The organism is Levilactobacillus parabrevis (genome assembly GCF_044051715.1).
In the GTDB taxonomy this organism is placed as follows: Bacteria; Bacillota; Bacilli; order Lactobacillales; family Lactobacillaceae; genus Levilactobacillus; species Levilactobacillus parabrevis.
On the sequence record NZ_CP168688.1, the window covers coordinates 1,179,759 to 1,206,225 of the forward strand.

Annotated in this window: 24 protein-coding genes; 22 read left to right on the plus strand and 2 right to left on the minus strand. The window is 50.4% G+C overall.

The features are described from left to right. The first annotated feature begins 54 nt into the window (after nt 1–54). A complete protein-coding gene (locus ACEPSU_RS05610; RefSeq protein ID WP_395323053.1) occupies nt 55–876 on the plus strand; it encodes a CatB-related O-acetyltransferase in 822 nt (273 codons plus the stop codon). A gap of 167 nt (nt 877–1,043) precedes the next feature. Here ACEPSU_RS05610 and ACEPSU_RS05615 read toward each other — a convergent pair whose 3' ends face one another. Further along, complete coding sequence (locus ACEPSU_RS05615) at nt 1,044–1,670, minus strand: copper homeostasis protein CutC (protein WP_020088828.1); 627 nt, start codon at nt 1,668–1,670, stop codon at nt 1,044–1,046. Between the two features lie 89 nt (nt 1,671–1,759). Here ACEPSU_RS05615 and ACEPSU_RS05620 point away from each other — a divergent pair, with 89 nt between their 5' ends. The 5 genes from ACEPSU_RS05620 to ACEPSU_RS05640 all read left to right on the plus strand — a co-directional run bounded on the left by ACEPSU_RS05620 (nt 1,760) and on the right by ACEPSU_RS05640 (nt 7,627). Then, a complete protein-coding gene (locus ACEPSU_RS05620) occupies nt 1,760–2,956 on the plus strand; it encodes an AI-2E family transporter (RefSeq protein ID WP_395323054.1) in 1,197 nt (398 codons plus the stop codon). Next, nucleotides 2,943–3,794 carry a methyltransferase domain-containing protein gene (locus ACEPSU_RS05625; RefSeq protein ID WP_395323055.1) on the plus strand — a complete coding sequence of 284 codons (852 nt, stop codon included), beginning with the start codon at nt 2,943–2,945 and terminating at the stop codon, nt 3,792–3,794. Before ACEPSU_RS05620 ends, ACEPSU_RS05625 begins: the two co-directional genes overlap by 14 nt. Nucleotides 3,795–4,265: 471 nt before the next feature. Next, nucleotides 4,266–4,778, plus strand: coding sequence for a tRNA (cytidine(34)-2'-O)-methyltransferase (locus ACEPSU_RS05630; protein WP_020088825.1), 513 nt, complete (start codon nt 4,266–4,268; stop codon nt 4,776–4,778). 27 nt (nt 4,779–4,805) lie between these two features. After that, nucleotides 4,806–7,154, plus strand: coding sequence for a DNA translocase FtsK (locus ACEPSU_RS05635; RefSeq protein WP_395323056.1), 2,349 nt, complete (start codon nt 4,806–4,808; stop codon nt 7,152–7,154). 110 nt (nt 7,155–7,264) lie between these two features. After that, nucleotides 7,265–7,627 (plus strand): hypothetical protein, encoded by a 363-nt coding sequence (locus tag ACEPSU_RS05640; RefSeq protein WP_395323057.1) that lies wholly within the window; start codon nt 7,265–7,267, stop codon nt 7,625–7,627. Between the two features lie 341 nt (nt 7,628–7,968). On the opposite strand, the gene ACEPSU_RS05645 is transcribed toward ACEPSU_RS05640, so the two are convergent. After that, nucleotides 7,969–8,085 carry a DUF4044 domain-containing protein gene (locus tag ACEPSU_RS05645; protein WP_020088822.1) on the minus strand — a complete coding sequence of 39 codons (117 nt, stop codon included), beginning with the start codon at nt 8,083–8,085 and terminating at the stop codon, nt 7,969–7,971. A 170-nt stretch (nt 8,086–8,255) separates the two neighbouring features. Between ACEPSU_RS05645 and ACEPSU_RS05650 the strand changes: the two genes are divergently transcribed. From ACEPSU_RS05650 to ileS, 16 genes are all read left to right on the plus strand, one after another. Continuing rightward, nucleotides 8,256–8,609 carry a DUF3397 family protein gene (locus ACEPSU_RS05650; RefSeq protein ID WP_020088821.1) on the plus strand — a complete coding sequence of 118 codons (354 nt, stop codon included), beginning with the start codon at nt 8,256–8,258 and terminating at the stop codon, nt 8,607–8,609. A 200-nt stretch (nt 8,610–8,809) separates the two neighbouring features. Next, on the plus strand, nt 8,810–9,241 hold the full coding sequence (mraZ, locus tag ACEPSU_RS05655) for a division/cell wall cluster transcriptional repressor MraZ (RefSeq protein ID WP_020088820.1): 432 nt from the start codon (nt 8,810–8,812) through the stop codon (nt 9,239–9,241). A gap of 20 nt (nt 9,242–9,261) precedes the next feature. Next, on the plus strand, nt 9,262–10,206 hold the full coding sequence (gene rsmH, locus ACEPSU_RS05660; RefSeq protein WP_260346962.1) for a 16S rRNA (cytosine(1402)-N(4))-methyltransferase RsmH: 945 nt from the start codon (nt 9,262–9,264) through the stop codon (nt 10,204–10,206). 41 nt (nt 10,207–10,247) lie between these two features. Continuing rightward, on the plus strand, nt 10,248–10,649 hold the full coding sequence (gene ftsL / locus ACEPSU_RS05665) for a cell division protein FtsL (RefSeq protein ID WP_020088818.1): 402 nt from the start codon (nt 10,248–10,250) through the stop codon (nt 10,647–10,649). Continuing rightward, nucleotides 10,649–12,808 (plus strand): penicillin-binding transpeptidase domain-containing protein, encoded by a 2,160-nt coding sequence (locus ACEPSU_RS05670; RefSeq protein WP_395323059.1) that lies wholly within the window; start codon nt 10,649–10,651, stop codon nt 12,806–12,808. Before ftsL ends, ACEPSU_RS05670 begins: the two co-directional genes overlap by 1 nt. A 21-nt stretch (nt 12,809–12,829) precedes the next feature. After that, on the plus strand, nt 12,830–13,801 hold the full coding sequence (mraY, locus tag ACEPSU_RS05675; RefSeq protein ID WP_395323060.1) for a phospho-N-acetylmuramoyl-pentapeptide-transferase: 972 nt from the start codon (nt 12,830–12,832) through the stop codon (nt 13,799–13,801). Nucleotides 13,802–14,553: 752 nt separating this feature from the next. Further along, on the plus strand, nt 14,554–15,933 hold the full coding sequence (murD, locus tag ACEPSU_RS05680) for a UDP-N-acetylmuramoyl-L-alanine--D-glutamate ligase (RefSeq protein ID WP_395323061.1): 1,380 nt from the start codon (nt 14,554–14,556) through the stop codon (nt 15,931–15,933). Next, nucleotides 15,934–17,028, plus strand: coding sequence for an undecaprenyldiphospho-muramoylpentapeptide beta-N-acetylglucosaminyltransferase (gene murG / locus ACEPSU_RS05685; protein ID WP_395323062.1), 1,095 nt, complete (start codon nt 15,934–15,936; stop codon nt 17,026–17,028). Nucleotides 17,029–17,061: 33 nt separating this feature from the next. Further along, nucleotides 17,062–17,919: a cell division protein FtsQ/DivIB gene (locus ACEPSU_RS05690; RefSeq protein WP_020088813.1), complete on the plus strand. Its 858-nt coding sequence runs from the start codon at nt 17,062–17,064 to the stop codon at nt 17,917–17,919. Between the two features lie 141 nt (nt 17,920–18,060). Continuing rightward, entirely contained in the window at nt 18,061–19,392 is a 1,332-nt protein-coding gene (ftsA, locus tag ACEPSU_RS05695; RefSeq protein WP_056990109.1) for a cell division protein FtsA, read from the plus strand. A gap of 23 nt (nt 19,393–19,415) precedes the next feature. Then, nucleotides 19,416–20,687 (plus strand): cell division protein FtsZ, encoded by a 1,272-nt coding sequence (ftsZ, locus tag ACEPSU_RS05700; RefSeq protein ID WP_020088811.1) that lies wholly within the window; start codon nt 19,416–19,418, stop codon nt 20,685–20,687. 42 nt (nt 20,688–20,729) lie between these two features. Further along, nucleotides 20,730–21,164: a cell division protein SepF gene (locus ACEPSU_RS05705; RefSeq protein WP_020088810.1), complete on the plus strand. Its 435-nt coding sequence runs from the start codon at nt 20,730–20,732 to the stop codon at nt 21,162–21,164. A 12-nt stretch (nt 21,165–21,176) separates the two neighbouring features. Beyond that, nucleotides 21,177–21,458 carry a YggT family protein gene (locus ACEPSU_RS05710; protein ID WP_020088809.1) on the plus strand — a complete coding sequence of 94 codons (282 nt, stop codon included), beginning with the start codon at nt 21,177–21,179 and terminating at the stop codon, nt 21,456–21,458. A 23-nt stretch (nt 21,459–21,481) separates the two neighbouring features. Then, nucleotides 21,482–22,261 (plus strand): RNA-binding protein, encoded by a 780-nt coding sequence (locus tag ACEPSU_RS05715; protein ID WP_020088808.1) that lies wholly within the window; start codon nt 21,482–21,484, stop codon nt 22,259–22,261. A 16-nt stretch (nt 22,262–22,277) separates the two neighbouring features. Next, nucleotides 22,278–23,003, plus strand: a complete 726-nt coding sequence (locus ACEPSU_RS05720) for a DivIVA domain-containing protein (protein WP_260339374.1) — start codon at nt 22,278–22,280, stop codon at nt 23,001–23,003. Nucleotides 23,004–23,651: 648 nt separating this feature from the next. Then, nucleotides 23,652–26,465, plus strand: coding sequence for an isoleucine--tRNA ligase (ileS, locus tag ACEPSU_RS05725; RefSeq protein WP_395323063.1), 2,814 nt, complete (start codon nt 23,652–23,654; stop codon nt 26,463–26,465). Nucleotides 26,466–26,467 lie beyond the last annotated feature (2 nt).

Here is a 26,467-nt window from a genome sequence, read left to right on the forward strand (position 1 = left end):
CGGCCACAGGGACGGTGACCTTTGTTGCGGTCACAGTAAGTTGGGGGGATTTAAATGGCTACCGTGATTCAGGGTGTCACGTTTTTTCAAGACCAACTGATCTATCAAGCCACGCATAAACGGCGGTTGGTCCCGTTTACGCCGGCAGTGGCAGCGCTACTCCGTGAGCACCAGATTTTTACTTTTCTCAATGGCCAGCACGTGCGCTATTCGCCAGGAACGGTGCTGACGGTCAGCCGAAATATTTCACTCGAACCTTATACGACGTTTCCCGTTGGTAATCGGCTCTATCCCATGGGCGCGTTCAGTTACTCACGAAGCGTGTTACCAGTAAATACGATTGTGGGACGGTATACGTCGATTGCCACAGGGGTCAGTCGGATGGGGGCCAACCATCCGCTTCATCGGTTTACGACATCCAGTGTGACCTATGAGCAGCATAGTACGGCCCTCAATGCATATCTCACAACGCATCCGACTGCCTTTGAAGTTGCGGGTGAGATGCCGCCGGTTGATCTGCCCGTGATTATTGGTAATGATGTTTGGATCGGACAAGATGTGACGTTCGCTTCGTCGGGAATTACGATTAACGATGGGGCCGTGGTCGCGGCCAATGCCGTGGTCACTAAGGATGTGCCGCCGTATGCTGTCGTCGCTGGTAATCCGGCGCGCATCGTCAAGTATCGTTTTGACCCCGCCACGGTTCAGCGGCTTTTGGCGCTACGGTGGTGGCAGTATGATTTTGGCCAATTTACAACGGTTAAATCAGACGATGAGATTAACGTTTTTATTGATAAGGTTGCGGCGTTACAGGCTGCGGGACAGTTACAGCCATTCCAGCCGTCGGTCGTAACGTTAGCTAATTTTGAGAAATAGTCTACCAATGGGCATGCAAACGATGGGCAGAGCCAGCCACGAAGAATTTCTCTCGAGAAATGCGGTTCTCCTGAGGATAATGCATGCGGCAACTCGTGGACTGGCGGGCGTTTGCGGATAGTAAAAGGGCTTCATCGCTGATGAGAAGCGGTGAAGCCCTTTGGCGTTTAGAGTGCTAAAACTTTCTTACCATAGAAGAGGTTGGTACCTAACTGATCGGCGATGGCCTTGATCTCGTTGGCAGTAACACCAGCGGGAATCATGGTCATGCCCACGGAATCCGTCAACCGCTTAGTCATCGTCCAGTCTTCCAAGCGTTCCTCATTAGCGAAGCCGGTGCTCAGAATGTGTTCGAAGCCTTGGTCGGCTAACCAATCCACGGCAGCGCCACGGTCTTGCGGGCGAATCTGATCGAACGCCGTGCTGAAGGTCATGGTCATCCCACCAGCAGCTGCAATCAGGGGACGCAATGCCTCTTGATCGAGGTGGTGTTGAAGATCGAGGGCACCAAAGATGGCCCCATCCACACCGAGCTGCTGTGCTTCGAGCAGGTCGGCCTCCATCATCTTTAATTCGACGTCATCGTAAGGGCTGTGACCACCGCGAGGGGCAATCACAACATCTAGGGTGACTTGGTGTTCATGAGCGTAACGAACGGCTTCGCCCATGACCCCCTTACTAATGGTGGTGCCGCCAACTGCTAAGTTATCGGCTAAGGCGACGCGTTTGGCACCAGCCTCGACAGCAGCGGGGAGTTGCGGATAATTCTCTAGTAACGGTTCAACTAACAGCAAAATCGTCAATCCTTTCTCAAGTTAGAAATTCGTCAATGGCACTAACGGTATGGTACAATGAACGCACTCAATTAACGGGAGTGAAGTTATTGAAATCAGATACGCATAAGACACGTTCCTGGTTCTGGAACTGGGTCGTAAATAATCGTTTAGTTTCGATACTAACAATTACGCTTCTTATTTTACTCATTTTACTAGTGTTAAGTAAAGTCCCATGGCTCGCCACGCCGTTTGTTTTGGTCTGGCAGATTGCCGGTTTACCCCTTATCATTGCCGGGGTGGGCTATTATTTACTAAATCCACTGGTCGACTGGTTAGAAAAGCACCGTGTCGGGCGGCTTTGGTCGATTCTGGGACTTTTCGTCATTATTGCGCTACTGCTGGTCTGGGGAATCGGTAGTCTGATTCCAATGGTCCAACGACAATTGACGACCCTGATCGCCGAGTGGCCTCATTATTGGCGGGATGCCACCGGAATGGTCTCGACATGGCTCCAAGATGACCGCCTGAGTGGTCTGAAGGCACAACTGGATCAATTCAACCAACAGCTGTCCGACAGCTCTTCCGCAGCCGTTTCTGGCCTCGCACAGAGTACAGTCAGTTCGGTCGGTGGCATCGTCAGTCGGGTTGTCTCGATTGCGGTGGGAGTGATCACCGCGCCATTCGTTCTGTTTTATCTCCTGCGAGATGGCCATCAACTACCAGATCACCTGGCTAAAATTTTACCGATCAAGCATCGGCAATCGGCCAAACATTTATTAGTTGAAATGAATCGCCAAGTCAGTAACTATGTGCGGGGACAATTGATCGTGGCTTTTATCGTTGCGATGTTGTTCTACGTTGGTTTTCTGATTATTGGCTTGCGCTTCGCCTTACTGCTGGGAATCCTCGCAGGGGTCCTGAACTTGGTCCCTTACCTGGGATCCTTCCTGGCCATGGTGCCAGCCGTAGTGGTTGCTGCCTTTGTTTCCCCGTGGATGTTGGTGAAGGTCCTGATTGTCTTCATCGTTGAACAGACATTGGAAGGTCGATTCATTTCTCCCCTTGTCCTGGGGAGCTCGCTCAAGATTCATCCATTAACGATTATTTTTATTTTACTGATTTCCGGGAAGGCTTTTGGCGTCCTCGGTGTGATCCTAGGAATTCCTGGATACGCCGTGATTCGCGTCATCGCAACCGAGAGCTTCCAGTGGTACCGTCAATTTGTAGGCGGCTACGATGAAGCAGCGGACGTGCCAGCACCCGTGACTGAACAAGGAGAAACGACACCTGATGAAAAAAATTGATGAAGCGGCCGCGTTCCTAACGACCCATGTAAACTTATTCCGCTGTCCCGTGTGCTTGGCTCCATACGACCACGTTGACGGGCACAGCCTGGTCTGTCCACACGGCCACAACGTTGACCTCTCGAAGAAGGGAACCCTGTATTTCATGCAGCGGGCCGTCGAGAGTGAATATGACAATGACATGTTAGCCGCTCGACGCCGCATGCTACAAGCAGGTCTCTTTGCCGGGATCACTGAAGAGTTTGCTGCGCAAATGCCGGCCAGTCCCCAAACAATTTTAGATGTCGGGTGTGGCGAAGGAACGCCGTTGGTGGATGTCTTACAGCGTCGCGATAACCGCGACACAGCGGTTGGTTTCGACCTCTCCAAGCCCGGTATAAATTTAGCCACACAACTTGGTGGGCCCGCTTTTTTCTGCGTGGCCGACCTGGCCCAAATGCCGTTTAGCGATGGGGCCTTTACCACGGTACTGGACCTGTTCTCACCGTCGGCTTACAAGGAATTTAATCGTGTGATTGCGCCGGGTGGTCGTTTATTAAAGGTGATTCCGAATGCGGATTATCTGATTGAGTTGCGCCAGGCCATTTTCCCCGCAGGCAGTGCCCACGCGACCTACGATAACGGGAATGTCTTGGACCTATTCAAGCAACATTATCCGGAAGCAACCGCGCAACGGATTCGTTATCAGGTCCCAGTTCCGGCCGAGCTATTCGCCGATCTCATGCTGATGACCCCGATGCACTGGGGTGCTGACGAGGCCCAATTGGCGCAGGTCAAGGCTAATCCCTTCGCACACATCACGGTCGATGTGACCTTGTTAAGTACGCAAGTGAATTAGGTGAAACGTTGAAGAATCTTACGCAAAAGGCTTGCGAACCTGACAGAGCGGTGTTATATTTACCAATGAGAAATCGTTTGGCGGTCGATATCAGTGTAAGCTGTTAGCGACTGACAAGTAGCACTTCACTAAAGCAGCCCCTCGCCGTGCCCACACCGAGGAACTGCTTTTTTTCTGCGCTGCGGTTGGGTTAAAGATATCGCCTGCGGTTGTCAGAATTCTGCTCGCTGTGGGGGCTGTCTGCAGCCATGGAGCGGGCTTCCGACTTGCCTTGAAGCCACACAAGATCGTGTGGCTTCAAGGTCATCCGATGGTGTAAGTCCGGGATGAAGTGGGCACCCGGACTTACACCATCGTCACGGCTGGCTCCAGCGATAACGATGCTAAATTTGGACCCTTGTCAAAAGCCTACCAGAATGGCTATAATGATGGAACAGAACGAATGTTTGATAGACAGAACGGAGAGAGAGTATGACTAACCATATTGCCTTATTTGAACCACTTTTTCCCGCTAACACGGGAAATATTGCCCGGACGTGTGCGGGGACTGATACCATTTTAGATTTGATCAAGCCCTTGGGATTCTCAGTGGACGATGCCCATTTGAAGCGGGCGGGTCTGGATTACTGGGATAAAGTAGACGTGCGGTACCATGAAAACTTACCAGAATTCTTGGAGTCGATTCCCGATCCAACCCAACTTTACTTAGTGTCAAAATTTGCGGATCAGGACTATACCGAACCCGATTACAGTCTGAACGATAATGATCATTATTTCTTATTCGGTAAGGAGACCACGGGATTACCAGAACCCTTCATGCGGAAGAACGCCGAGAAATGTATTCGGATTCCACAAGACGACACCCACATTCGGGCGTTAAACTTATCTAATTCAGCGGCAATCGTGATTTACGAGGTCCTGCGGCAACAGCAATTTCCAAAGTTGGAACGGGTGCACAAGTACCCACACGACAAGTTGAAATAATCTTAAAAAACGAAAGGGGGCCGCTTCTTGGCTACGAAACGAAAGACGTCACGGCGTCGGCCAACTAAACGTAAGCCGACTAAGCGGCGGACAACGAAAAAGCAGCCTTTTCCATACACAAGCAACGTGATTGGTCTGGTGTTACTAGCATTAGCGGCACTAGGGCTCTTTAACTTGGGCTTGTTGGGAACGCTGTGGGCCAACCTAATTCGTCTGTTCATTGGGGATACTTATCAATTCGGGTTGGTTCTGATTGGAGCGCTTGGTGCAGCGTTGGCCGTTACCGGTGTCCTGCCGCAGTTAAAGCGCCATTATTGGATTGGCGGTGGGTTGGTCTACGGTGGTTGGCTGCTTTGGATTACCGCCAATCACTTCATTGAAGTTGATCAACACAGTCAATTTTTTGCGACCACCTGGCAGGCCGGTCTTGCCGATCTGTGGAGTGGTGGGTTGACCTCACAGCTCGGTGGTGGTGCCATCGGAGCATTTGAATTGAGCATCGTGGCTTGGTTGATCGCTCTGGTGGGGGCCCAGGTTGCCTCCTGGCTGATCATGGTCGGCGGGGTTATCGTCTTCTTTCAGATTCCCTTCGCCGATATTCAACGCTGGTTTCAGACAATTTGGCAGACGTTGCACCACGGTGTTCAGGCCAGCAGTGATGCTCTGAAACGGGGTAACGAAAAGGTACAGCAGCAGCGTGAAAAGCGGACAGCGGCCAAACCGGCCAAGCCGGCCATCACGACGCCAACGGATCCGGATGCCAAGGATTTGCCGACGCCCCGTGCAGCGGCTAAATCAGCCGCACCGGAACCCAGCTATCACATTACGGTGGCCAATGAGCAGCCTAAGGCGCCGGTCAGTGCGGCACCAGCAGATGCAAGTGATGCCGACGACACAGAGGCTAGCCTAGTCAACAGTACGCCGGTCGATCCGAACTATCAGTTACCAACGGCCGACCTGTTGAAGCAGGTTCCACCCACTGACCAGACGGATGAGGTCAACGCTATTGATGCCAACACCAAGATCCTGAAGCAGACGCTAGATAGCTTTGGCGTGGACGCTGAGGTGAAGAACGTCAGCTTGGGACCGTCTGTGACTGAGTATGAATTGCACCCAGCCATTGGGGTCAAGGTCTCACGCATTGTGAATTTGGCGGACGACCTCGCGTTGGCGTTGGCGGCTAAAGGAATTCGGATCCAAGCACCGATTCCCGGGAAGTCTTTGATTGGGATCGAAGTGCCCAACAAGGAAGTTTCGACCGTGGCCTTTAGAGACGTGGTTGAAGCTCAGCCACCACATCCGAATAAGCCGTTACAAGTGCCGCTGGGTCGTAACGTTACTGGCCAGGTCGTCAGCATGGACCTCACTAAGATGCCCCATCTTCTGATTGCCGGAGCGACTGGGAGTGGGAAGTCGGTGGCCATCAATGACATCATTACCAGTATTTTAATGAATGCGCGGCCGGATCAAGTCAAGCTGATGCTGATTGATCCGAAGAAGGTTGAGCTCAGCGTGTACAATGGGATTCCGCACCTGCTGACACCGGTGGTTTCCGAACCGAAGAAGGCAGCGCGGGCGTTGCATAAGGTTGTGGCCGAAATGGAACGACGCTACGAACTCTTTTCACAGTTTGGACAGCGAAAGATCTCGACCTACAATGCCTTTGTCCAGAAGGCGAACGCCGAGGATGATCAGGCGCGACCGACCTTGCCATACATTGTGGTCGTCGTCGATGAACTGGCCGACTTGATGATGACCGTTTCCAATGAAGTGGAAGACGCCATCATTCGACTAGCACAAATGGGTCGGGCTGCTGGGGTCCACATGATTCTGGCAACGCAACGGCCTTCAGTTGACGTCATTACCGGACTAATCAAGGCCAACGTGCCATCGCGGATTGCCTTTGCCGTGTCCAGCGGAATTGATTCGCGGACGATCCTCGATACCAACGGGGCAGAAAAGCTGCTCGGTCGGGGGGATATGCTCTATCAACCGGTCGACGCCAACTCGCCAGTCCGGGTCCAAGGGGCCTTTATCCCTGATGAGGACGTGACGAACGTGGTTGATTTCATCAAGCAGCAACAGACTGCGGATTACGATGAAGACATGATGGTCACGGATGAGGAAATTCAACAGGAAGAGGCCGGTGACAGCGACGATGAACTCTTTGATGATGCGTTAAAATTTGTCGTCGATCAGCAGAAGGCCAGCACGTCGCTCCTGCAACGGCGATTCCGTATCGGCTATAACCGGGCGGCCCGGATCATGGATGATCTGGAACAGCGTGGCTACATTGGTCCGCAGGAGGGCAGCAAGCCTCGTCAGGTTTACAAGCAACCCGACAGTTCGGCTGACCAGCCGGATTCATCTGAATAGTCTTGTGACTTAACCAAATAACCTTACCAAGTCTCCTCGTAGCCGTCGCAATCGTTGGTCGGCATCGTTAATGGGCGTATCCTATTAACTAAATGGGGGAGGCTTTTTCTATGGACTGGGGAACGAGGAGCAACTGGGTCGAGGACATTGGTGAACGACTCTCCACGGTTGTGGCAGTCTTCTTGCCGGATGGTCAGACAAAGAAAAAGAAACGGACGACGCGGCAGTGCGTCAATCAGAATATCCAACGACTGACGAAAAATCTTGTGAACAACCCACAGCGCGACATGCAGTGGCAGACGGACTTTCGCAGTTTGCAGGCACTACTCCGACTGTACGCATCATCGGTGCCAGGTGACTTAGGCGTCGTAGTCGATAAGATTTCTGGTGAACTCTTAACCGCTATCGAAAAGCCGGTGCCTAACCGGCAAGCTATCGCACAGCAGTTAGGGGCGTTGGACGATTGTCAGTAGAAGCGGTAAAACTCTCAAAAATAAAAGTGTTGGCTAAACGTGTCTGAGTGATCGGCGAGTATAGTCAGCGCTCTTTTTAGTTAGTGGGCAACAGGTTAGTTATGATTTAAGAAAACTGATGAAGTTTTAGGAGGTCGCGAGAAAAAGCTGCTAGTGCAGAATAGCGAATTTAGTTAATTTACTTAGTTAACATAATCACAAGCAGAAATAACCGGTTTTTCGGTTAAATCTGACGGGCTGTGACGCCCTGTCAGTTCAACCACAGATTGTGGATATTATGCAAAAATAAAAAGGCATCCTGTCACAGTATTTTAACTGTGCAGGATGCCTCGTAGCATTAACTAGTTCATGAATGCGGTAATGGCACCGAAAACAAGTGACCCAATCGTTGCGATGATCATGATCCAAACAAAAACGTTGAGAATCTTTTGGAATGTTGATTTCTTTTTCTTTTCCATACGTGAATAGCCACCTCTTTACGTCCCATTTTACTCAACTAGTTTACCGTGGCGCCGCTCGAAATGCAACAGCTATAGCCAACTTGTCAAGGAGTTGTTACAATTCCGAATTGCATGTAGTCGCCGAAATCTCTATAATATAACGAAGACTAGCAGTGGGGGGAAGTAAAATGAAGTTTTGGACATCGCCGGGTGGCCAACTCGCAATTCTGGCGATTGGGTTCTTATTAATTCGGGGTGCAAAGACCTTGTTGCGGAAGCGCTGGCCGAAGGGGCTCAGTACCTGGGACCTTATGGCGCCGCTCTTTTTGTTGGGGGCGCTGAACCTGATTCCGGCCGGTTCGGGACTGATTATGCCCTGGCTGGTTATCGGCTGGATGGCGGTGGGCATTATCGTTGCGGTCATGCAGGCCGTGCGGAACCACGAAATCCTATACAGTAGCTTTTTTAAGACTTTTTGGCGCTTAACTGACCTGTATTGGTTGCTGGGATTCATTGTATGCTTTTTACTTGTAATTAGTTAGCTAATGCATAAATATTAATAATTTTGATTATGGAACCAGTTTTTTGGTGAAATATGAAGGGCTTTCAGCCGCGGTGAACAGATGTTCGCCGCGGCTTTTTTAAGCTTTGTGGGGAAATTTATAAAAATTCGGAAACGTTGTGGTAGAAAGTGGGGGCATGTGGTAAACTTGACAATAGTTACAAATAGGGGGTAATGGCCATGTTCATGGGCGAATTTGAACATTCAATCGATACCAAGGGCCGGCTCATTATTCCCGCAAAATTTCGGGAGCAGCTTGGCGAACAATTTGTAGTGACCCGGGGCATGGATGGTTGTTTATTCGGCTATCCAATGTCTGAGTGGGCAGCACTGCAGGAAAAATTGAAAGCCTTGCCAGTAAATCGTAAGGACGCTCGGGCCTTTGTCCGCTTCTTCTACTCCGCTGCGACGGAGTGCGAGCTGGATAAACAGGGGCGAATCAACTTACCGAAGTCCTTACAGGACCACGCTGCGTTGTCTAAGCAATGCGTCATCGTTGGCGTGGCTAATCGCTTTGAAATTTGGAGTCAAGAACGGTGGGACAAGTTCTCCACCGCCGCCGAAGAAGATTTCGACGATATCGCCGAAAATTTAATCGACTTCGGGATGTAGCTTAGGAAGGGAGAGTGTTCATGGAAGACTTTCATCATGTAACGGTTTTGTTAAATGAAGCAGTGGCGGGGTTAGCCATCAAGCCAACGGGCACCTACGTTGACTGCACTCTCGGTGGAGGAGGACATAGCCAACACATTCTGGAGCAGTTAACAACGGGCCATCTCTATGCATTTGACCAGGATCAGACAGCCATTACTTACAATCAAGAACATTTAAAAAAGTACGTTGAAGCTGGGAAGCTGACTTTTATCAAGAACAACTTCCGTCAGATTAAAGAGGAACTGAACGCCCGGAACATTACCGAGGTCGATGGGATTCTTTACGACCTCGGTGTTTCTTCACCGCAATTTGATGAAGCCGACCGTGGGTTCAGTTACCAACACGATGCGCCACTGGATATGCGGATGGATCAGAGTGCCAAGCTGACCGCGTGGATCGTGGTCAACGAGTGGGAATTCAACGACTTGATGCGGATCTTCCATCGTTACGGTGAAGAGAAGTTCGCTAAGCCAATCGCCAGAGCTATCGAGCGTCACCGCGCCACCGCGCCTATCGATACGACGGGTCAGTTGGTTGAAATCATCAAGGAAGGGATTCCCGCTGCCGCTCGTCGGCACGGCGGTCATCCCGCTAAGAAGGTTTTTCAAGCGATTCGAATTGCCGTTAACGATGAATTGGGGGCTCTTGAGGACTCCCTGGAACAGGCAATCGGCTTGCTGGCTCTGAACGGCCGGGTCAGCGTCATTACCTTCCAGTCGTTGGAAGACCGACTGGTTAAAACCATGTTTCGTGAAAACTCTTCATTACCAGAACTCCCCCACGGTATTCCGGTAATCCCTGATAATTTGCAGCCCAACTATAAGCTGGTCAACCGCAAACCAATCACGCCTTCCGAGGAAGAGTTGGCCGCGAACCACCGCGCACATAGCGCCAAATTACGAATTTTAGAAAAAGTTAAATAGTAAACCAATCACTAAATATTGACATAGGATGATGATCAATTATGGCGCAAAATAATTTAGCTGAAGCGGTTCCCCTAACGCCGGAACCCCAACAACGCCCAAACATAGAGCAGCCGCAACGCCAGGCACAACCTCAGGTTCAGCCTCAAGGCAACCCTAACAGCCAAAAGTTACCGGTTTCGAAATTTGAAAAATGTTTGATGACCGTGTGCGGTCTTGTTTTAGCCGTGCTCATGGTCTGTGTCGTTTCTGCCAAGATCTCAATGAGCAACGCCCAGCATGAACTGCAAAGTGTCAACAATGCTGTGACGACCTATACCAATCGCAACACCAACAAGCAACAGCAAATAAATGAGTTGCAGAGTCGGAGCCGACTTGATAAAATTGCCAAAAAGCAAGGTCTATCTCTCCAAAATGACCGCATAAGGAATGTAAACAAATAATGAAAGATCCAAATAAGCGACAAATGATGAATAAGCAACCCCGCAGGAACCGGAAGTACGTTGGCCAGTTTCTGTTTTTCCTTTTCATTGCTGTTTTTATACTCATCGTTGGTCGCTTTTCGTATATCTCCATTGGCAAGAAGGTTCAGAACGTTAACCTGAGTGCTTCCGCGCAGAAGCTCTATACGGCCAACGAGACCCTCAAGGCCAAACGGGGGACCATTTACGATGCCAACGGGCAAGCGATTGCCGAAGATACCAGCGTGTACTCACTTTACGTGGTGCTGGATAAGCGGCAGAAGAGTGTGGACGGACAGAAACTGTATGCCACTAATAAAGAAAAGATTGCGACCGTTCTGGCAAAGAATTTGCCAATCAGCCGCGACAAGGCGTTAAAAATCCTGAATCCTAGCTCTGGGCACCCCTTCCAGGTGGAATTTGGAACGGCAGGTCAGAATATTTCACTGACCACCAAGCAGAAGATTCAAAAGGAACATCTGAGTGGGGTCAACTTCATTCAGCAGGAATCTCGCCTCTATCCCAATGGAACGTTTGCCTCTCATCTGGTGGGTCTAGCTCAGGCCAAGACCAACGATAAGGGTCAGACGACACTGACGGGGTCGATGGGCATCGAACAAGCCTTCAACAAGCAATTGACCGGGACGAATGGGTCACAGAAAATCAAGAAGGATATGTACGGTTACCAGTTACCTGGAACGAAACAGAAATCCAAGAAGGCTAAGAACGGGGACAACGTGTATACGACGCTGGATACCCGGTTGCAGACACTATTAGAAACTGAAATGAGTAGTGTTCAGAATCAGGTCAAGGCCAACTCGATGAATGCTGTGTTGATGAATGCCAAGACTGGGGCCATCCTCGCTGCCACGCAACGGCCGACGTTTAATGCCAGCACGAAGCAGGGACTAGGCGACATCTGGCGGGATACACTGGTTCAGGATGCCTACGAACCTGGATCAACGATGAAAATCTTCACAATGGCTTCTTCCATTGATAGCGGAAATTACAATGGGAATGCCACCTATCAATCCGGGAAATACGCCATCGGCAATCAGATTGTTCCTGACTGGAATACGTCTGGGTGGGGGACAATTACCTATGATAAGGGGTTTGCCCTCTCTAGTAACGTTGCGATGGCCCATCTGGAACAGCAAATGGGCGCCAAAACCTGGAAGAAGTACATCGATCGTTTCCACTTCCTGAAGAGTACCAACTCTGGGTTACCCGGTGAAATGAGCGGGAGTATTGCCTTCCAGCGACCAATTGAACAGGCTGATACCGCGTTTGGTCAAGGGATTCAGGTCACTGCCTTTCAGATGCTGCAGGGCTTAACCGCCGTCAGCAATGATGGGAAGATGATGAAGCCTTACGTGATCAGTAAGGTAACGGACCCCAATACCAACAAGACCGTCAAAAAGTATTCTCCAACAGTCGTTGGTAACCCCATTTCGGCCAAAACGGCGAAAACTGTTCGGAAACATATGGAAGATGTCGTCTATAAGAGTTATGGTATTGGGAGTGACTACAAAATGAGTGGGGAACGAGTCGCTGCTAAGACCGGGACTGCTCAAGTCAGCAACGGGAAAGGCTACCTGTCTGGGGATGACAACTATCTCTATTCTGTGGCAGCCATGGTCCCTGCTAGTCATCCGAAATATGTGATGTACATCACCATGAAGCAGCCCCATCTAGGCAGTAAGACCGCCTCACAGCTGCTGGCTTCCATCATGAAGCCTGTCATGGCACGGGCTTTGCAGGAAGATACTGAGGCCAAGACGACTAGGGCCTCCAAGATGCCATTAGTTGCTGGTCGGACTGTAACGGTAGCGACGAATGCGCTGACTAAGGCCGGTGCAACGGTCACCTTGCTCGGAAATGGGAATAAGGTCACGAAGCAATCCGTTTCGGCGGGAACCACGTTGTATAAGAATCAGCGGGTCTTCCTGAATACGGGGGGCACCGTGGCTTTACCGAGCTTGACGGGCTGGTCGAAGGGCGATGTGGTAAAATTAGCCCAGATTGAAGGATTAAAACTTAACGTTACCGGGGATGGTTACGTCACGAAGCAAAGTATCAAGGCGGGAACCACCGTCGCTTCCGGTGCGACGTTAACGGTGACTTTGAAACAAAATAAATAAGAATGAGGATTGAGAAAGAGAATGATGAATGTAGTAGTGCCCTTGTTGGGTGGATTTATAATTACCGTGGCGTTTATGCCATCACTGATTCGATACTTCCGAGCCCGGCATGAAGGACAAATGATTCGTGAAGAGGGACCAACTTGGCATGAGAAAAAGTCCGGAACGCCAACGATGGGGGGCTTGCTGTACATCATCGCGATTGTGGTGATGACGCTGGTTACCAGTTGGGCATTAGCGCCACACCATGTGCTTTCCACGACCTGGATCTTACTCTTTATCTTGGTGCTCTATGGGGCGTTAGGTGCTTGGGACGATAGCATTAAATTGTTCCATCGCCAGAACGAAGGCCTTAAGGCGTGGCAAAAATTACTCGGCCAAATTGTGGGCGCACTGATCCTGTTCTGGGTCTACACCCACGAACAGTTGCCAATGGCTTTGCACGTACCGGGCTTGGGCGACTGGCATATGAGTGGCTGGTACGCCGTTTTCATTATTATTTGGTTGGTTGGGTTCTCTAACGCCGTGAACTTAACGGATGGGTTAGACGGCCTGGTCAGTGGGTTGGCTAGTATCGCCTTTACGGCCTACGGGATCGTGGCTTACCAACAACACCAAATTAACATTGCTATCTTTTGTTTTGCCGTAGTCGGCAGTCTTCTCGGTTTTCTCATCTTTAATCACGAGCCAGCCAAGATCTTTATGGGTGATACCGGTTCGTTAGCCCTTGGTGGGGCTTTAGCAGCAGTTTCTATTCTGTTGCATCACGAACTGTCCCTGCTGTGGATCGGTTTGATTTTTGTGATTGAGACGGCGAGTGTTATGTTGCAAGTTGCCTCATTCAAGTTGACGGGCAAGCGAATTTTCCTGATGAGTCCGATTCACCACCACTTCGAAATGAAGGGTTGGAGTGAATGGAAGATCGACCTGACTTTCTGGGGAATTGGTTTGATTACCGCGTTGACGGGTGTCTGGGCCATCTTAGCCAACTAACGACTGGACGACTAATGGGCTAGCTTGCTCGTTAGGGCCAAGCTAGCCTTTTTTCGTCCACTGCCGGTTTGGCTGGATAACCGTCCTCACGGCTGACACTAGTCGTTGACTTTGCGCAACAATGGTGTTGGTGGCGACAGTATGTGCTATATTGGCTTGCTACAGCTATTTAGTGGGGATGGTGGTCCAGTTGACCATGAATTTATCGGAATGGGCTTAGCGGCTTTTTAGGAGATCCTCACAGGAAATTAACTGCTAACCATCGGTAATTTGCCAGCATTGCCCTAAAAATCACTGAATATCGAAGATTTCTTGTAGATTTTGGCAGATTTAGTGAGATAAGTCAGCGAACCTGATAAACTAGAGATAGTGCCAAATTTGGGGTACTCATCTTTTATAGGTGTCTCGATGAGATTGTTGGCTAGTAAAGTCAGTCATTGTCTCCTGGTAAAATGCTCTGAATGAAGGTTGCTAGGCTTAATTTGGGCACAATTAGCTTAGCCGGAGGAGGCCAGAGGTGTAGCTAGCTGTGACGGCGGTGTTGTTTGGCGTTTTTTTGCCAAACTACAGCGCGGGACGTGCTTTGAGACGGGTGAACTTCACGGCTCAAAGTCGAGGCAAAAGACCGCTTCTCAGGCTTTTGCCGGTCCCCACAGCAAACGGAATCTCTGGCAACCGCAGGCGACAATGTGCCCGAAATAAACGATATCAAAATAAGTAACACTAAAAATGAATGGAGAGCGAACGGCGTTATGAAGCAGATCACGACATATGCAGGGAAAAAGGTTCTCGTCTTGGGATTGGCTAAGAGTGGGACCAATGCAGCAAAATTATTAAAACGTTTGGGGGCTACGGTCACCGTCAGTGATGTCCAACCACTGGCAGAAAATCAGGACGCACAGGAACTTAAAGCGGCTGGTTTTAACGTGATTCTTGGCGAACAAACGCCGGATCTGCTAGACGCCGGGTACGATTTAATCGTGAAGAATCCTGGGATTCCATACGATGTGCCGGTTGTAAAGCGGGCACTGGACTTAAAACTACCGATTATTTCAGAAATGGAATTGACCGGCGAAGTCGCTGAGGCCGAATTGGTCGCTGTCACTGGCAGCAATGGGAAGACCACGACCACGACGATGATTCAAAAGATGTTGGATCATGACCGTCAGGCGGGCCGCGCCGTTTATGCCGGAAACATTGGTGTTCCGGCCAGTAAGGTTGCCCAAGAGGTCACAGCCGATGACACTCTGGTCTTGGAAGTGTCTAGCTTCATGCTGGTGGGAACGACTGAATTTCACCCCCACATCGCGGTCCTGACCAACATTTTCTCCAATCACTTGGATTATCACAAGACGCGGGCTAACTACGTTGCGGCCAAAATGAAGATTACCGCCAATCAAACGGCGGACGACTACTTTGTGGTCAACTTTGACAATCCAGAGTGGCGTGAGCTGAGTAAGCAATCCGCCGCCAAGATTGTGCCATTCTCGCGGGAGGATAACTCGCAGGATGGGGCTTATGAAGCCGATGGCGAGCTTTACTTCCGTGGTGAAAAGATCATGGCCGCCAGCGACGTCAAGGTTCCTGGGGATCACAACATCGAAAATGCTTTGGCCGCAATTGCCGTGGCCAAAATCAAAGGGGTCAGCACGGCAGCCATTGTCAGTGTGCTGAAAACCTTTGGTGGTGTGCGGCACCGGACTCAATACGTGCTAGAGGCCGAGGGTCGTCAATACTACAATGACTCTAAGGCAACCGACATGGAAGCAACCGAGATGGCATTGAAGGGCTTCAACGCCCCAGTGGTCTTGCTGGCTGGTGGTTTGGATCGGGGCTACACCTTTGAAAAGATGGTGCCCGCCTTTAAGGCACACGTCAAGGCTATCGTGCTCTTCGGTCAGACGGCCAAGCTGTTGGAAGATGCAGCAAAGCAGGCTGGTATCAAGACCATTAAGTTTGCTGAGAATGCCGAAGCCGGTGTGCCAGTGGCTTACCAACTGAGTGATCCTGGTGACATCATTCTCCTGTCGCCGGCCAATGCCAGCTGGGATCAATACCCGAACTTTGAGGTTCGTGGCGACCGCTTTATCAAGGCCGTTGAGAACCTGACGGGTAAGCAGGAGGAAAAGTAAATGCGACTAATCGTATCGGGTGGTGGTACCGGTGGACATATTTATCCGGCACTGGCCCTTATCAAAGCTTTGAAGAAACGCGATCCTGACGCCGAGGTCCTCTATGTGGGATCCGAGCGAGGATTGGAAAGTAGCATCGTTCCGGCCAAGGGAATTCCCTTCAAGTCAACGAAGATTCAAGGCTTCAAGCGGTCTCTGTCCTTGGACAATTTCAAGACGCTCTATCTGTTCTTAAAGAGTGTCCATGAGACCAAGAAGATGATTAAAGAATTCAAGCCAGACGTCGTGGTTGGTACCGGGGGCTACGTTTCCGGGGCTGTCGTGTACGCCGCAAGCCGGTTGAACGTTCCCACGATGATTCACGAGCAGAACAGTGTGGTTGGGATTACCAACCGGTTCCTGAGTCGGTACGTGGACCGAATCGCCTACGTCTTTGATGCCGCGTTGGATCAACTGCCTGCCAGTAAAATGGTGAAGACGGGGAATCCACGGGCCCAGGAAGCCGCTGAGGTCGTCAGCAGTTTTAGTTGGCAAGAATACAATTTAAAAGATGACGTGCCAACATTGCTGATCTTTGGTGGGTCCCAAGGGGCTTTGAAGATCAATGCGGCCACCGTCGCTGCGATCCCAGCTTTTAATCAACGCGATTACCAAGTGGTCTTTGTTACCGGGCAGAAGCGTTATGATGGCGTGATGGAACAGCTCAAGTCGACGACCATTGGCGACAACGTCGTGGTTAAGCCGTACATTCCCAACATGCCAGAAGTCTTACCCAAGGTGGCCGCAATCGTCGGTCGGGCTGGTGCAACGAGTATCGCGGAAATCACAGCCGATGGGATTCCATCTATTTTGATTCCAAGCCCATATGTAACCGCTGATCATCAGACTAAGAACGCACAGTCGTTGGCCAATGTGGGGGCCGCTGAGATCATCAAGGAAGCTGATCTGAACGGGGATACCTTGGTAGCTAAGGCCGATCAACTGATGACGGACGACGGTTTACGGCAAGATATGGCAGTGGCTTCCAAACAATTGGGTGTACCGGATGCTGCGGACCGGGTCTTGGACGTGGTTCTATCACTCAAGCGTGACTAGCACGCTAATCCAGCAAGTGGGAGGTGTGCGGCTGTGAAGTTTCGTTTGAACCGCAACGATAAGAAGCAACAAGAAACGTTAACGCCCTGGGAAAATTATCAACGCAAGGCAGCGGCACAGCGCAAGCAGGCCAAAGCGCCCAAGTGGGTTCATCAAGCTAAGCGTATCGGTGACAAGTTACCGCGGCTGAAGCATCAACGAAACCGTAAGTTGGTCCGCCGGTTAACGATACTGTTGACCAGCTTTACGGTGGTGATCCTGGCGATGGTCTATCTGATCTCGCCACTGAGTCATTTCAAGACGGTGACGGTTACTGGTGCCGATGTGTTGAGCGCCCAACGTGTTCAGCGTGCGGTGCAGGTTCGACCGGGTGATTCAATCTTCAAGCTGTGGGGGCATACCAAGCAATTCGAACGGCAGGCTCCCCGGCGAAATTCACGCCTCAAGCAAGCGACCATTCACTTCCAGCGACCTAACCGGGCAACGGTTCACGTGACCGAGTACGTTACGGCGGGGTATGTCATGAAGCAGAATCGTTACTATGAAGTCTTAGAAAATGGTATTGTTAGTGAACAATCGGTGACCCAACCTAAAAGTGGAACCCCGGTTTACGGTAATTTCAAGAATACCAAGCGCCTTCACCAGATGATTTTGCAATATGCCAAGCTCGATTCGGAAATTAAACGAAGTATCAGTGAAATTCATGATGCGCCGAATAAGGACAATCCGAACCGGGTCCACTTGTTCATGAATGATGGTAATGAGGTCTACGCTAGCATCCCAACTTTCGCCCAGAAAATGGCGTATTACCCAGGGATTGCAGCGAAAATGAAACAAAAAGGTGTGGTCAATTTGGAGGTTGGGGCGTACTCGTACCCCTTTACAAAATAATTCATTTTGATTGCAACGGCGAAAAAGCGTCAATTAGGCTTTTTCAACCCCTAGTAAATGTGGTAAACTGAAAAATAATTAGGGGAAAAAGCGAATTCATGCAGTGTTGATATTAGATTAACTTAGGAGGTTCCTTTTTCTATGGATAATTCAGGGATGTACGTTGGTCTCGATATAGGAACCACCTCAATAAAAGTCATTGTTGCTGAGAATGTTAAAGGGCAAATGAACGTTATTGGTGTGGGAAATGAACGTTCGAATGGTGTCAGTCGCGGAGTTATCGTGGACATTGACAAGGCAGCTGAAGCGATTCAGCGCGCCGTTCGACAAGCCGAAGAGAAGGCCAGCATCGAAATTCACGATGTAATTGTGGGAATTCCCGCAAATATGTTAAAGATTGAACCATGTAGCGGGATGATCGCCATTGACGATCAATCTCGTGAAATTACGGGGCGTGACGTCCGGACGGTCGCCAGTGCCGCGTTGATTCAGAGCTTACCACCAGAACGTGAAGTCGTGGACATCTTAGCCGACGAATTTGTGGTCGATGGTTTTGACGGGATCAAGGATCCGCGGGGGATGGTCGGCGTTCGTCTTGAAATTCACGGGACGTTGTTTACTGGACCCAAGACGATCATGCACAATACCCGCAAAGCCGTGGAACAAGCTGGCCTTAACCTGCGGGGGACAGTTATCAACCCGATGGCACAAGGCATGATGGTCATGAATGATGGTGAACAAGACTTTGGGACCATCCTGATTGATCTTGGTGGCGGACAAGCTACGGCAGCCGTGATTCACGACCACCAGTTAAAATACATTGATGTCGACCAGGAAGGTGGGCAATTCATCACCAAGGATATCTCGGTGGTCTTGAACACTTCCCTGGACAGCGCGGAAAAACTCAAGCGCGATTATGGTTACGCCGATGCAACGCAAGCCAGCGACGAGGATGAGTTCCCAGTTGATGTGGTCGGTCAAAGCCAACCAACACCAATTTCGGAAAAATACTTAGCTGAAATTATTGAAGCTAGACTTGACCAAATTTTCCAACGTCTACGGTCTAACCTAGACAAAGTCCAAGCCTTAGAGTTACCGGGGGGTATCGTGTTGACTGGTGGCGTAGCTGCGCTGCCAGGCATCACTGACTTGGCTACGGATGAATTTGGGACCAACGTTCGGGTCTACGTGCCCGATCAGATGGGGCTTCGGCACCCATCGTTCACGTTGGCACTAGCTTTAGTGAAATACTTTGGGGATCTGAGTGAGATTGACTTGCTCATCAAGAGTGCTTTGACTGGCTCCACCCAATTAGCCGATGAGACTGACGAGATTCGTTCCAGAGAAGCCGCCCAAGAGGCTGCTAACAATGCTCCGGCACAATCTGGTCAGACTCCGAAGGCTAAACAACCAAAAGAAAAGAAAAAGCGAACTGAAGGGTTCCGGAAGTTCTTTAGCGACTTCTTCGACTAATGCGAGATGGAGGAAATACAAATATGGAATACTCACTAGATTCAGCGCAAAATCACGGCGCGAATATCAAAGTCATCGGTGTCGGGGGCGGGGGTAACAACGCCGTCAACCGGATGATCGCCGAAGACGTTAAGGGTGTCGAATTTATCGTTGCCAACACCGATGTCCAAGCCTTGGAAGCTTCTAAGGCTGAAACCAAGATTCAACTTGGCCCGAAACTGACCAAGGGACTTGGTGCTGGTGCCAACCCTGAGATTGGTGCCAAGGCTGCCGAAGAAAGTGAAGAACAAATCACGGAAGCCTTAGATGGCGCTGACATGGTCTTCGTTACCGCTGGGATGGGCGGGGGTACTGGGAACGGTGCTGCCCCAATCGTCGCTAAGATTGCCAAGGATGGCGGTGCTTTGACGGTGGGGGTTGTGACCCGGCCATTTAGTTTTGAAGGTCCACGCCGCGGCCGATTTGCAGCTGAAGGGGTTGCTGCCATGAAGGAAAGCGTTGATACGCTGATCGTCATCGCCAACAACCGCCTGTTGGAAATTGTCGACAAGAAGACACCAATGATGGAAGCCTTCCAAGAAGCTGACAATGTGTTACGTCAAGGGGTTCAAGGGATCTCTGACTTGATCACGAGTCCTGGCTACGTTAACTTGGACTTCGCTGACGTGAAGACGGTTATGAAGGATCAAGGGGCTGCATTGATGGGTATCGGTTCTGCCAACGGTGAAAACCGGACAGAAGACGCTACCAAGAAGGCTATCTCCTCACCACTGCTGGAAGTTTCTATCGATGGTGCCGAACAAGTCCTGTTGAACATTACCGGTGGGCCAGACCTGTCCTTGTTTGAAGCCCAAGCCGCTTCACAAATTGTGTCTGACGCCGCTACCAGCGATGTTAACATCATCTTCGGGACGTCCATCGACGAAGAACTCGGCGATGAAGTTCGGGTCACGGTGATTGCTACCGGGATCGACAAGAAGAAGGAAGAACGCGAGGCTGCCCAACACAGTCGGGTTGCTCGGCGTGAATCCAATCAACAAGGCAACAACACTGAATCACAAAATAACCAAGCAAGTAAGAATGAAACGGACCAAGATCCATTTGGTAACTGGGACATCCGCGAACCTGCCCACCGGCCAGAACCCAAGGCCAGTTCATCTCATGATGAATTTGCCGGAGTTGACAAGCCAGACTTTAATATCTTCAACCCTAGCTCTAACAATGACAGTGCACCGGCTGATGATAGCAATAAGGGCGAGGACACGCCACCGTTCTTCAAGCGTCGGCGCAAGTAAGGGCGTCCCAGGTAGGAGTCGTTATGAGAGGAGTGGCCAACCATGGCGGAGAAGTTTAGTCTAAGCAGATTTTTCGGTGTCAACGATGATTATGACGAAGACTATCAGGAACCCGAAACAGCTCCGGTAGCGAACCCAACGCCAGCTACCCCTAATCGGCCAGTCGATAGTCGAAAGGTGGTTGCCATGCGCAATGCAAAACCCAATGCCAGTCATATCGCAATTTGTGAACCCCGGATCTACTCTGATGCGAAGTCGATTGCCAAACAGCTTACAGGTGGCGATGCCGTCATCGTGAACTTTGCGCGGGTCGATGAGCCACAAGCACAGCGCATCGTAGATTTCTTAAATGGGACCGCATTTGCTGTGGGTGGCGAGATCAAGCGGATCGGTGAACAGATTTTTCTGTGCACCCCGCATAACTTTGAAGTTAGCGGCGACGTCGCGGCAAATCTAGGAACGCAGTTTACGAAGTAAAGGAGCGACGCCTTGTTAACGATTGTGAATTTGATTTTCCAGGTTTTAGGCTGGGTCGTGAGTGCCTATATCATGTTGATCGTGGTGTACGCGCTGATGAGTTGGTTGCCTGGGGCTTACCAGTCGAAGTTAGGTCAGTTCATTGGCCGGCTGGTCGAGCCATTTCTAAGTTACTTTAATTTCATTTCGGTTGGACCGTTAGGATTTGGCCCAGTCGTGGCCATCATCGTCCTATCGTTGGTTCAATATGGTTTGCAGTACCTGCAGTACATTGTACTGAGTCTACTCGTTTGACGAATCAAGGGGAGGTTTGAGACATGGATGAGAACGTCACACAACATTTTCGACCGGATGAAGCACCGTTTATTGATGCTGTCGGTGGTTGGCTTCAACAGGTGGCGGACGAGTACCGCCCCGTCCTCACGCATTTCTTGAACCCACGGCAAGTCTATATTGCCACCACGTTAGCACACCGTGCGGACGTGAAGGTTCAATTTAGCGGTGGCCACAAAATGGCGGAGATGCAACGCGCCCTGTTCTTTCCGGATTATTACGAACCCGAGGAGAAAGACTTCGAGTTAACACTGTTACGGGTAGATTATCCGGTGAAGTTTGCCACGTTACATCACAGCCAGATTTTGGGGACGTTGTTGGGTTCGGGGATCGAACGTGAAATTCTGGGCGATATCCTGACCGATGGCGAAACGTGGCAGGTCGTGACGGAGTCGTCAATGGCCGATTATTTGACGGGGCAGGTCGATCACATTGGTCGGGTCAAGTCCCGGCTAGTGGTCAGCGACTTTGCTGCGTTGATTCAACCGTTAGACGAGTGGGAAGCAGAGTCTGCGACCCTATCGTCATTGCGGTTAGACAACATCGTGGGGACCGGCTTCCATTTATCCCGGCACCGCGCGAAGGAATTGATTGAAGGCAATCACGTCCGGGTCAACTGGACGGAAACCATCAAGCCGGATTACGAGCTCGACGTGGCTGACATCGTGTCGGTCCGAGGGTTTGGTCGGGTGCGGTTAGACGAGATTGCCGGCCGTACGAAAAAGGAAAAAATTCGGGTCACCCTAGCGGTGTTGAAGAAATAGATGCGGAGGGAACACAATGGTACTAAGTCCATTAGACATTCATAATAAAGAGTTTGGCACGAAGATGCGTGGTTACAACGTTGATGAGGTCAATGATTTTTTGGATCAAGTCATCAAAGATTACCAAATTACGTTGAATCACAATAAGGAATTAGAGGAACAATTAGATGCAGCAAACGGGAAACTCAAGTACTTTAACGACTTGAAGGACTCTCTTAACCAATCTATCTTGGTTGCGCAAGAAGCTGCGGATAAGGTTAAGGCTAATTCTCAAAAGGAATCCGAAATCATCATCAGAGAAGCGCAAAAGCAGAGTTCTGATATTGTTTCTGAAGCCACGAACAAGGGCAATCAGATCATGGACGAAGCTTCGAAGCGGGCCAAGAAGTTGGCCGTGGAGACTGATGACTTGAAGAAGAGTACCCGGGTCTTCCGTCAACGTCTACAAGTTATGCTGGAAAGTCAGTTGGAAGTGGTTAAGTCCAATGACTGGGACAGCCTGTTAAAGGAAGGGTCCATGTCCAGCTACGAAGAAATCAAGAAGGTCGTTGGCGACCGGCTTGACAATGATACAGCTCAAGGCGTAAACTCAAACACATCCCAACCAAGTGGTGAGACGGCGGTGGCAGATGATGCCCCGGTCCAAGAAGCCCCAGTGACGGATGCGAATGATGATAATGGCGAGACCGTTGTGATTTTCCCAGACAACGATCAACCGCATTTTGATCAAGACCAACAATAAATAATAAATGACAGAGAAATCAGTCAACTAAAAAAGACGACACAAGCGAGTTAGCGATGGTGGAAGGCTAACGTCACCTCTTTTTAGCTGGTATCATTCTCCAAGTCCCGTGGCTGAACCAACAGTAAGCAACGGCGGAAGCGCCCCGATACGGCGTCTTGAGGGAAGGCGGTAACCACCGCCTTCTGAATTTGGGTGGTACCACGAACGACTTCGTCCCTTGCGACGGGTCGTTTTTTGTTTGGAAAGAGTGCAGAACAAGGCGGTTAGGTCCCGAGCATTAACGTCAATAAGGATAAAAGCCCGGGTCTGGCTTTTTCCTTATTGGGGTTAAGCGCAGGGACCTGCCTTGTGGCGCACGTTTCGGCTGTGTAATGGTAGAGGAGCACCAGTGCAATCCTGCCAAAAAATAGTCAACAGCGAGGCCCTGATTACCAGCCAGCCGGTGTCAACCTGTTATACTAAGCAAGGTAAGTTTAGTGTCAGCTAATCCACTCCGGGGGCACTTCAGAGCACAAGATAATTATTTTGCATGATCATCAGGATACAATCGGTCCGGTAGACCGGTGAGCTGAGGCCAGTTAGACTGGCTTGAGCTCACCGGTTCATCAACCGTGAAGGACTTAATCATAAGGAGGAAATGACGGTATGCGAGTGAAAGACACGTTGAACCTGGGTAAAACCAAATTCAAAATGCGTGGCAATTTGCCGGTTAAAGAAGTTGAACGGCAAAAAGTCTGGGCTGAAAACAAGATTTATGAAGCCCGCCAAAAATTAAATGAGGGGAAGCCATCGTTTATTTTGCACGATGGCCCACCATACGCTAACGGTCCCATCCACATGGGGCACGCGTTGAACAAGGTTTCCAAGGATATTATCGTTCGTTACAAGTCGATGAGCGGCTACCGGGCACCTTACGTTCCTGGTTGGGATACCCATGGTCTGCCAATCGAACAACAGTTGACGAAGGCCGGCTACGACCGGAAGAAGATGTCGACTGCCGACTTCCGTGACCTCTGTCGCGAATACGCTTTGAAGCAAGTTGACCAACAACGTGAAGGCTTCAAGCGGTTAGGTGTTTCCGCTGAATGGGACAATCCTTACTTAACGTTAAAGCCAGAATTCGAAGCCGCTGAAGTGCGGGTCTTTGGTGAAATGGCCAAGCGTGGGTTGATCTACAAGGGGAAGAAGCCAGTCTACTGGTCATGGTCCTCCGAATCAGCCATGGCTGAAGCCGAAGTTGAATACCACGATGTGACCTCACCTTCCGCCTTTTATGGAGAAAAGGTCGTTGATGGTAAGGGCGTCTTAGATGACGATACTTACTTGGTCGTTTGGACCACGACCCCTTGGACCATTCCTGGTTCTGAAGGGATCACCATCGATGCTGGTATCGAATATGCCGTTGTCCAACCTGCCGGTGAAGATCGTAAGTTTGTCTTGGCCAGCGACTTGGTTGCTGAAAATGCCGAACGCTTTGGTTGGAAAGACGTCAAAGTCTTGAAGACGGTGATGGGCCAAGATATGGACAATATCATTGCCCAACACCCATTCATTGCCGACCGCAAGTTAGTGGTTATGTTAGGCGACTTCGTCACGACCGATTCCGGGACTGGTTTGGTTCATACTGCACCAGGTCTTGGGGAAGATGACTTCAACGTGGGTAAGCTGTACAATCTGCCCGTCTTAGTACCAGTCAACGACCAAGGGTACATGACCGAAGAAGCAGGTCCCGACTTTGCTGGTGTCTTCTACGAAGATGCTAACCAAATCGCGTTGGACAAGCTGAAGGCTAACAACGCCTTGCTGGACTACATGCCATACGAACACAGTTACCCATTCGATTGGCGGACGAAGAAGCCCGTTATCTTCCGGGCAACGCCACAGTGGTTCGCTTCTGTGGACAAGATTCGTGATGAAATCTTGGCAACGTTGAAAGACGTTAAGTTCCAGCCTGACTGGGGTCAACGGCGGTTAGCCAACATGATCAAGGACCGTGGCGACTGGGTTATTTCCCGGCAACGGGTCTGGGGTGTGCCACTGCCAATCTTCTATGGTGAAGATGGTGAGGCAATCATCACACCAGAAACGGTGGAACATGTCGCTGACTTGTTCGGCCAATACGGCTCAAACATCTGGTTCAAACGTGATGCCAAGGACTTATTGCCCGAAGGCTTTACTAGTGAACACTCACCAAATGGTGAATTCACGAAGGAAACCGACATCATGGATGTGTGGTTCGACTCCGGTTCATCACATCAAGGGGTCTTGGCTGAACGCGATTACCTCGATTTCCCAGCAGACCTTTACTTGGAAGGTTCCGACCAATACCGTGGTTGGTTCAACTCTAGTTTAATCACCAGTGTTGCCGCTACCGGCAAGGCACCTTACAAGCAAGTCGTTTCACAAGGGTTTACGTTGGACAAAGAGGGTCACAAGATGTCCAAGTCCCTGGGGAACACGATTGCTCCTGACGAGATCATCAAGAAGATGGGGGCCGACATCGTTCGTCTCTGGGTCACTTCCGTTGATTCCTCAGCCGACGTTCGCGTTTCTACGGAAGCCTTCGTCAAAATTTCTGACAGCTACAAGAAGTTGCGGAACACCATGCGTTACTTGCTGGCAAATACCAGCGACTTCGATCCTAAGACCGACGCCGTTGCCTTTGATCAGCTGACCGCGGTTGACCGTCACATGCTTTACAAGCTCAACGAATTCACGAAGAGTGTGGAAGGGCATTATGATAACTTTGACTTCCTGAACATCTACAAGGAACTCATCAACTTCGTCGTCACCGATCTGTCCGCCTTCTACCTGGATTTTGCCAAGGACATCTTATACATTGATGCCGCTGACAGCAAGGCACGCCGGTCCATGCAAACGGTCTTCTACCAGATTGCCGTTAGCTTGACTAAGTTGATCACGCCAATCCTGCCACACACCGCTGAAGAACTCTGGGGCTTCCTGCAAGAACCAGAAGACTTCGTGCAATTGGCCGAAATGCCTAAGGTTCTGGACATGGATGACGCTAACGAAGTGGAAGACAGCAGTGAAAACTCTGCTTGGGATCACTTCATGAAGCTGCGGAGCCACGTTCTGAAGGCCTTGGAAGAAGCCCGGAATGCCAAGTTGATTGGGAAGGCTGCTGAAGCCCACCTGGACTTGTACATTGACGGCCAAACCAAGACGTTGTTGGACAAGTTAGACGTTGATGTGCAACAGATCTTACTGGTTTCTGGTTTAGACTTTGCCGACCTGAATCAAGCCCCAGCCGATGCGCTGAGCTTCGATCACGTCGCCGTCAAGGTTACACCGGCCGCTGGTGAGGTTTGTGACCGTTGTCGTTTGACCAAGGAAGATGTTGGTAGTGACAAAGACTACCCTCACTTCTGTGCCCGCTGTGCCGCTATCGTTCGGGAAAACTATCCTGAAACGGCAACGGAAGGTTTTGAAGAAAAGTAAGC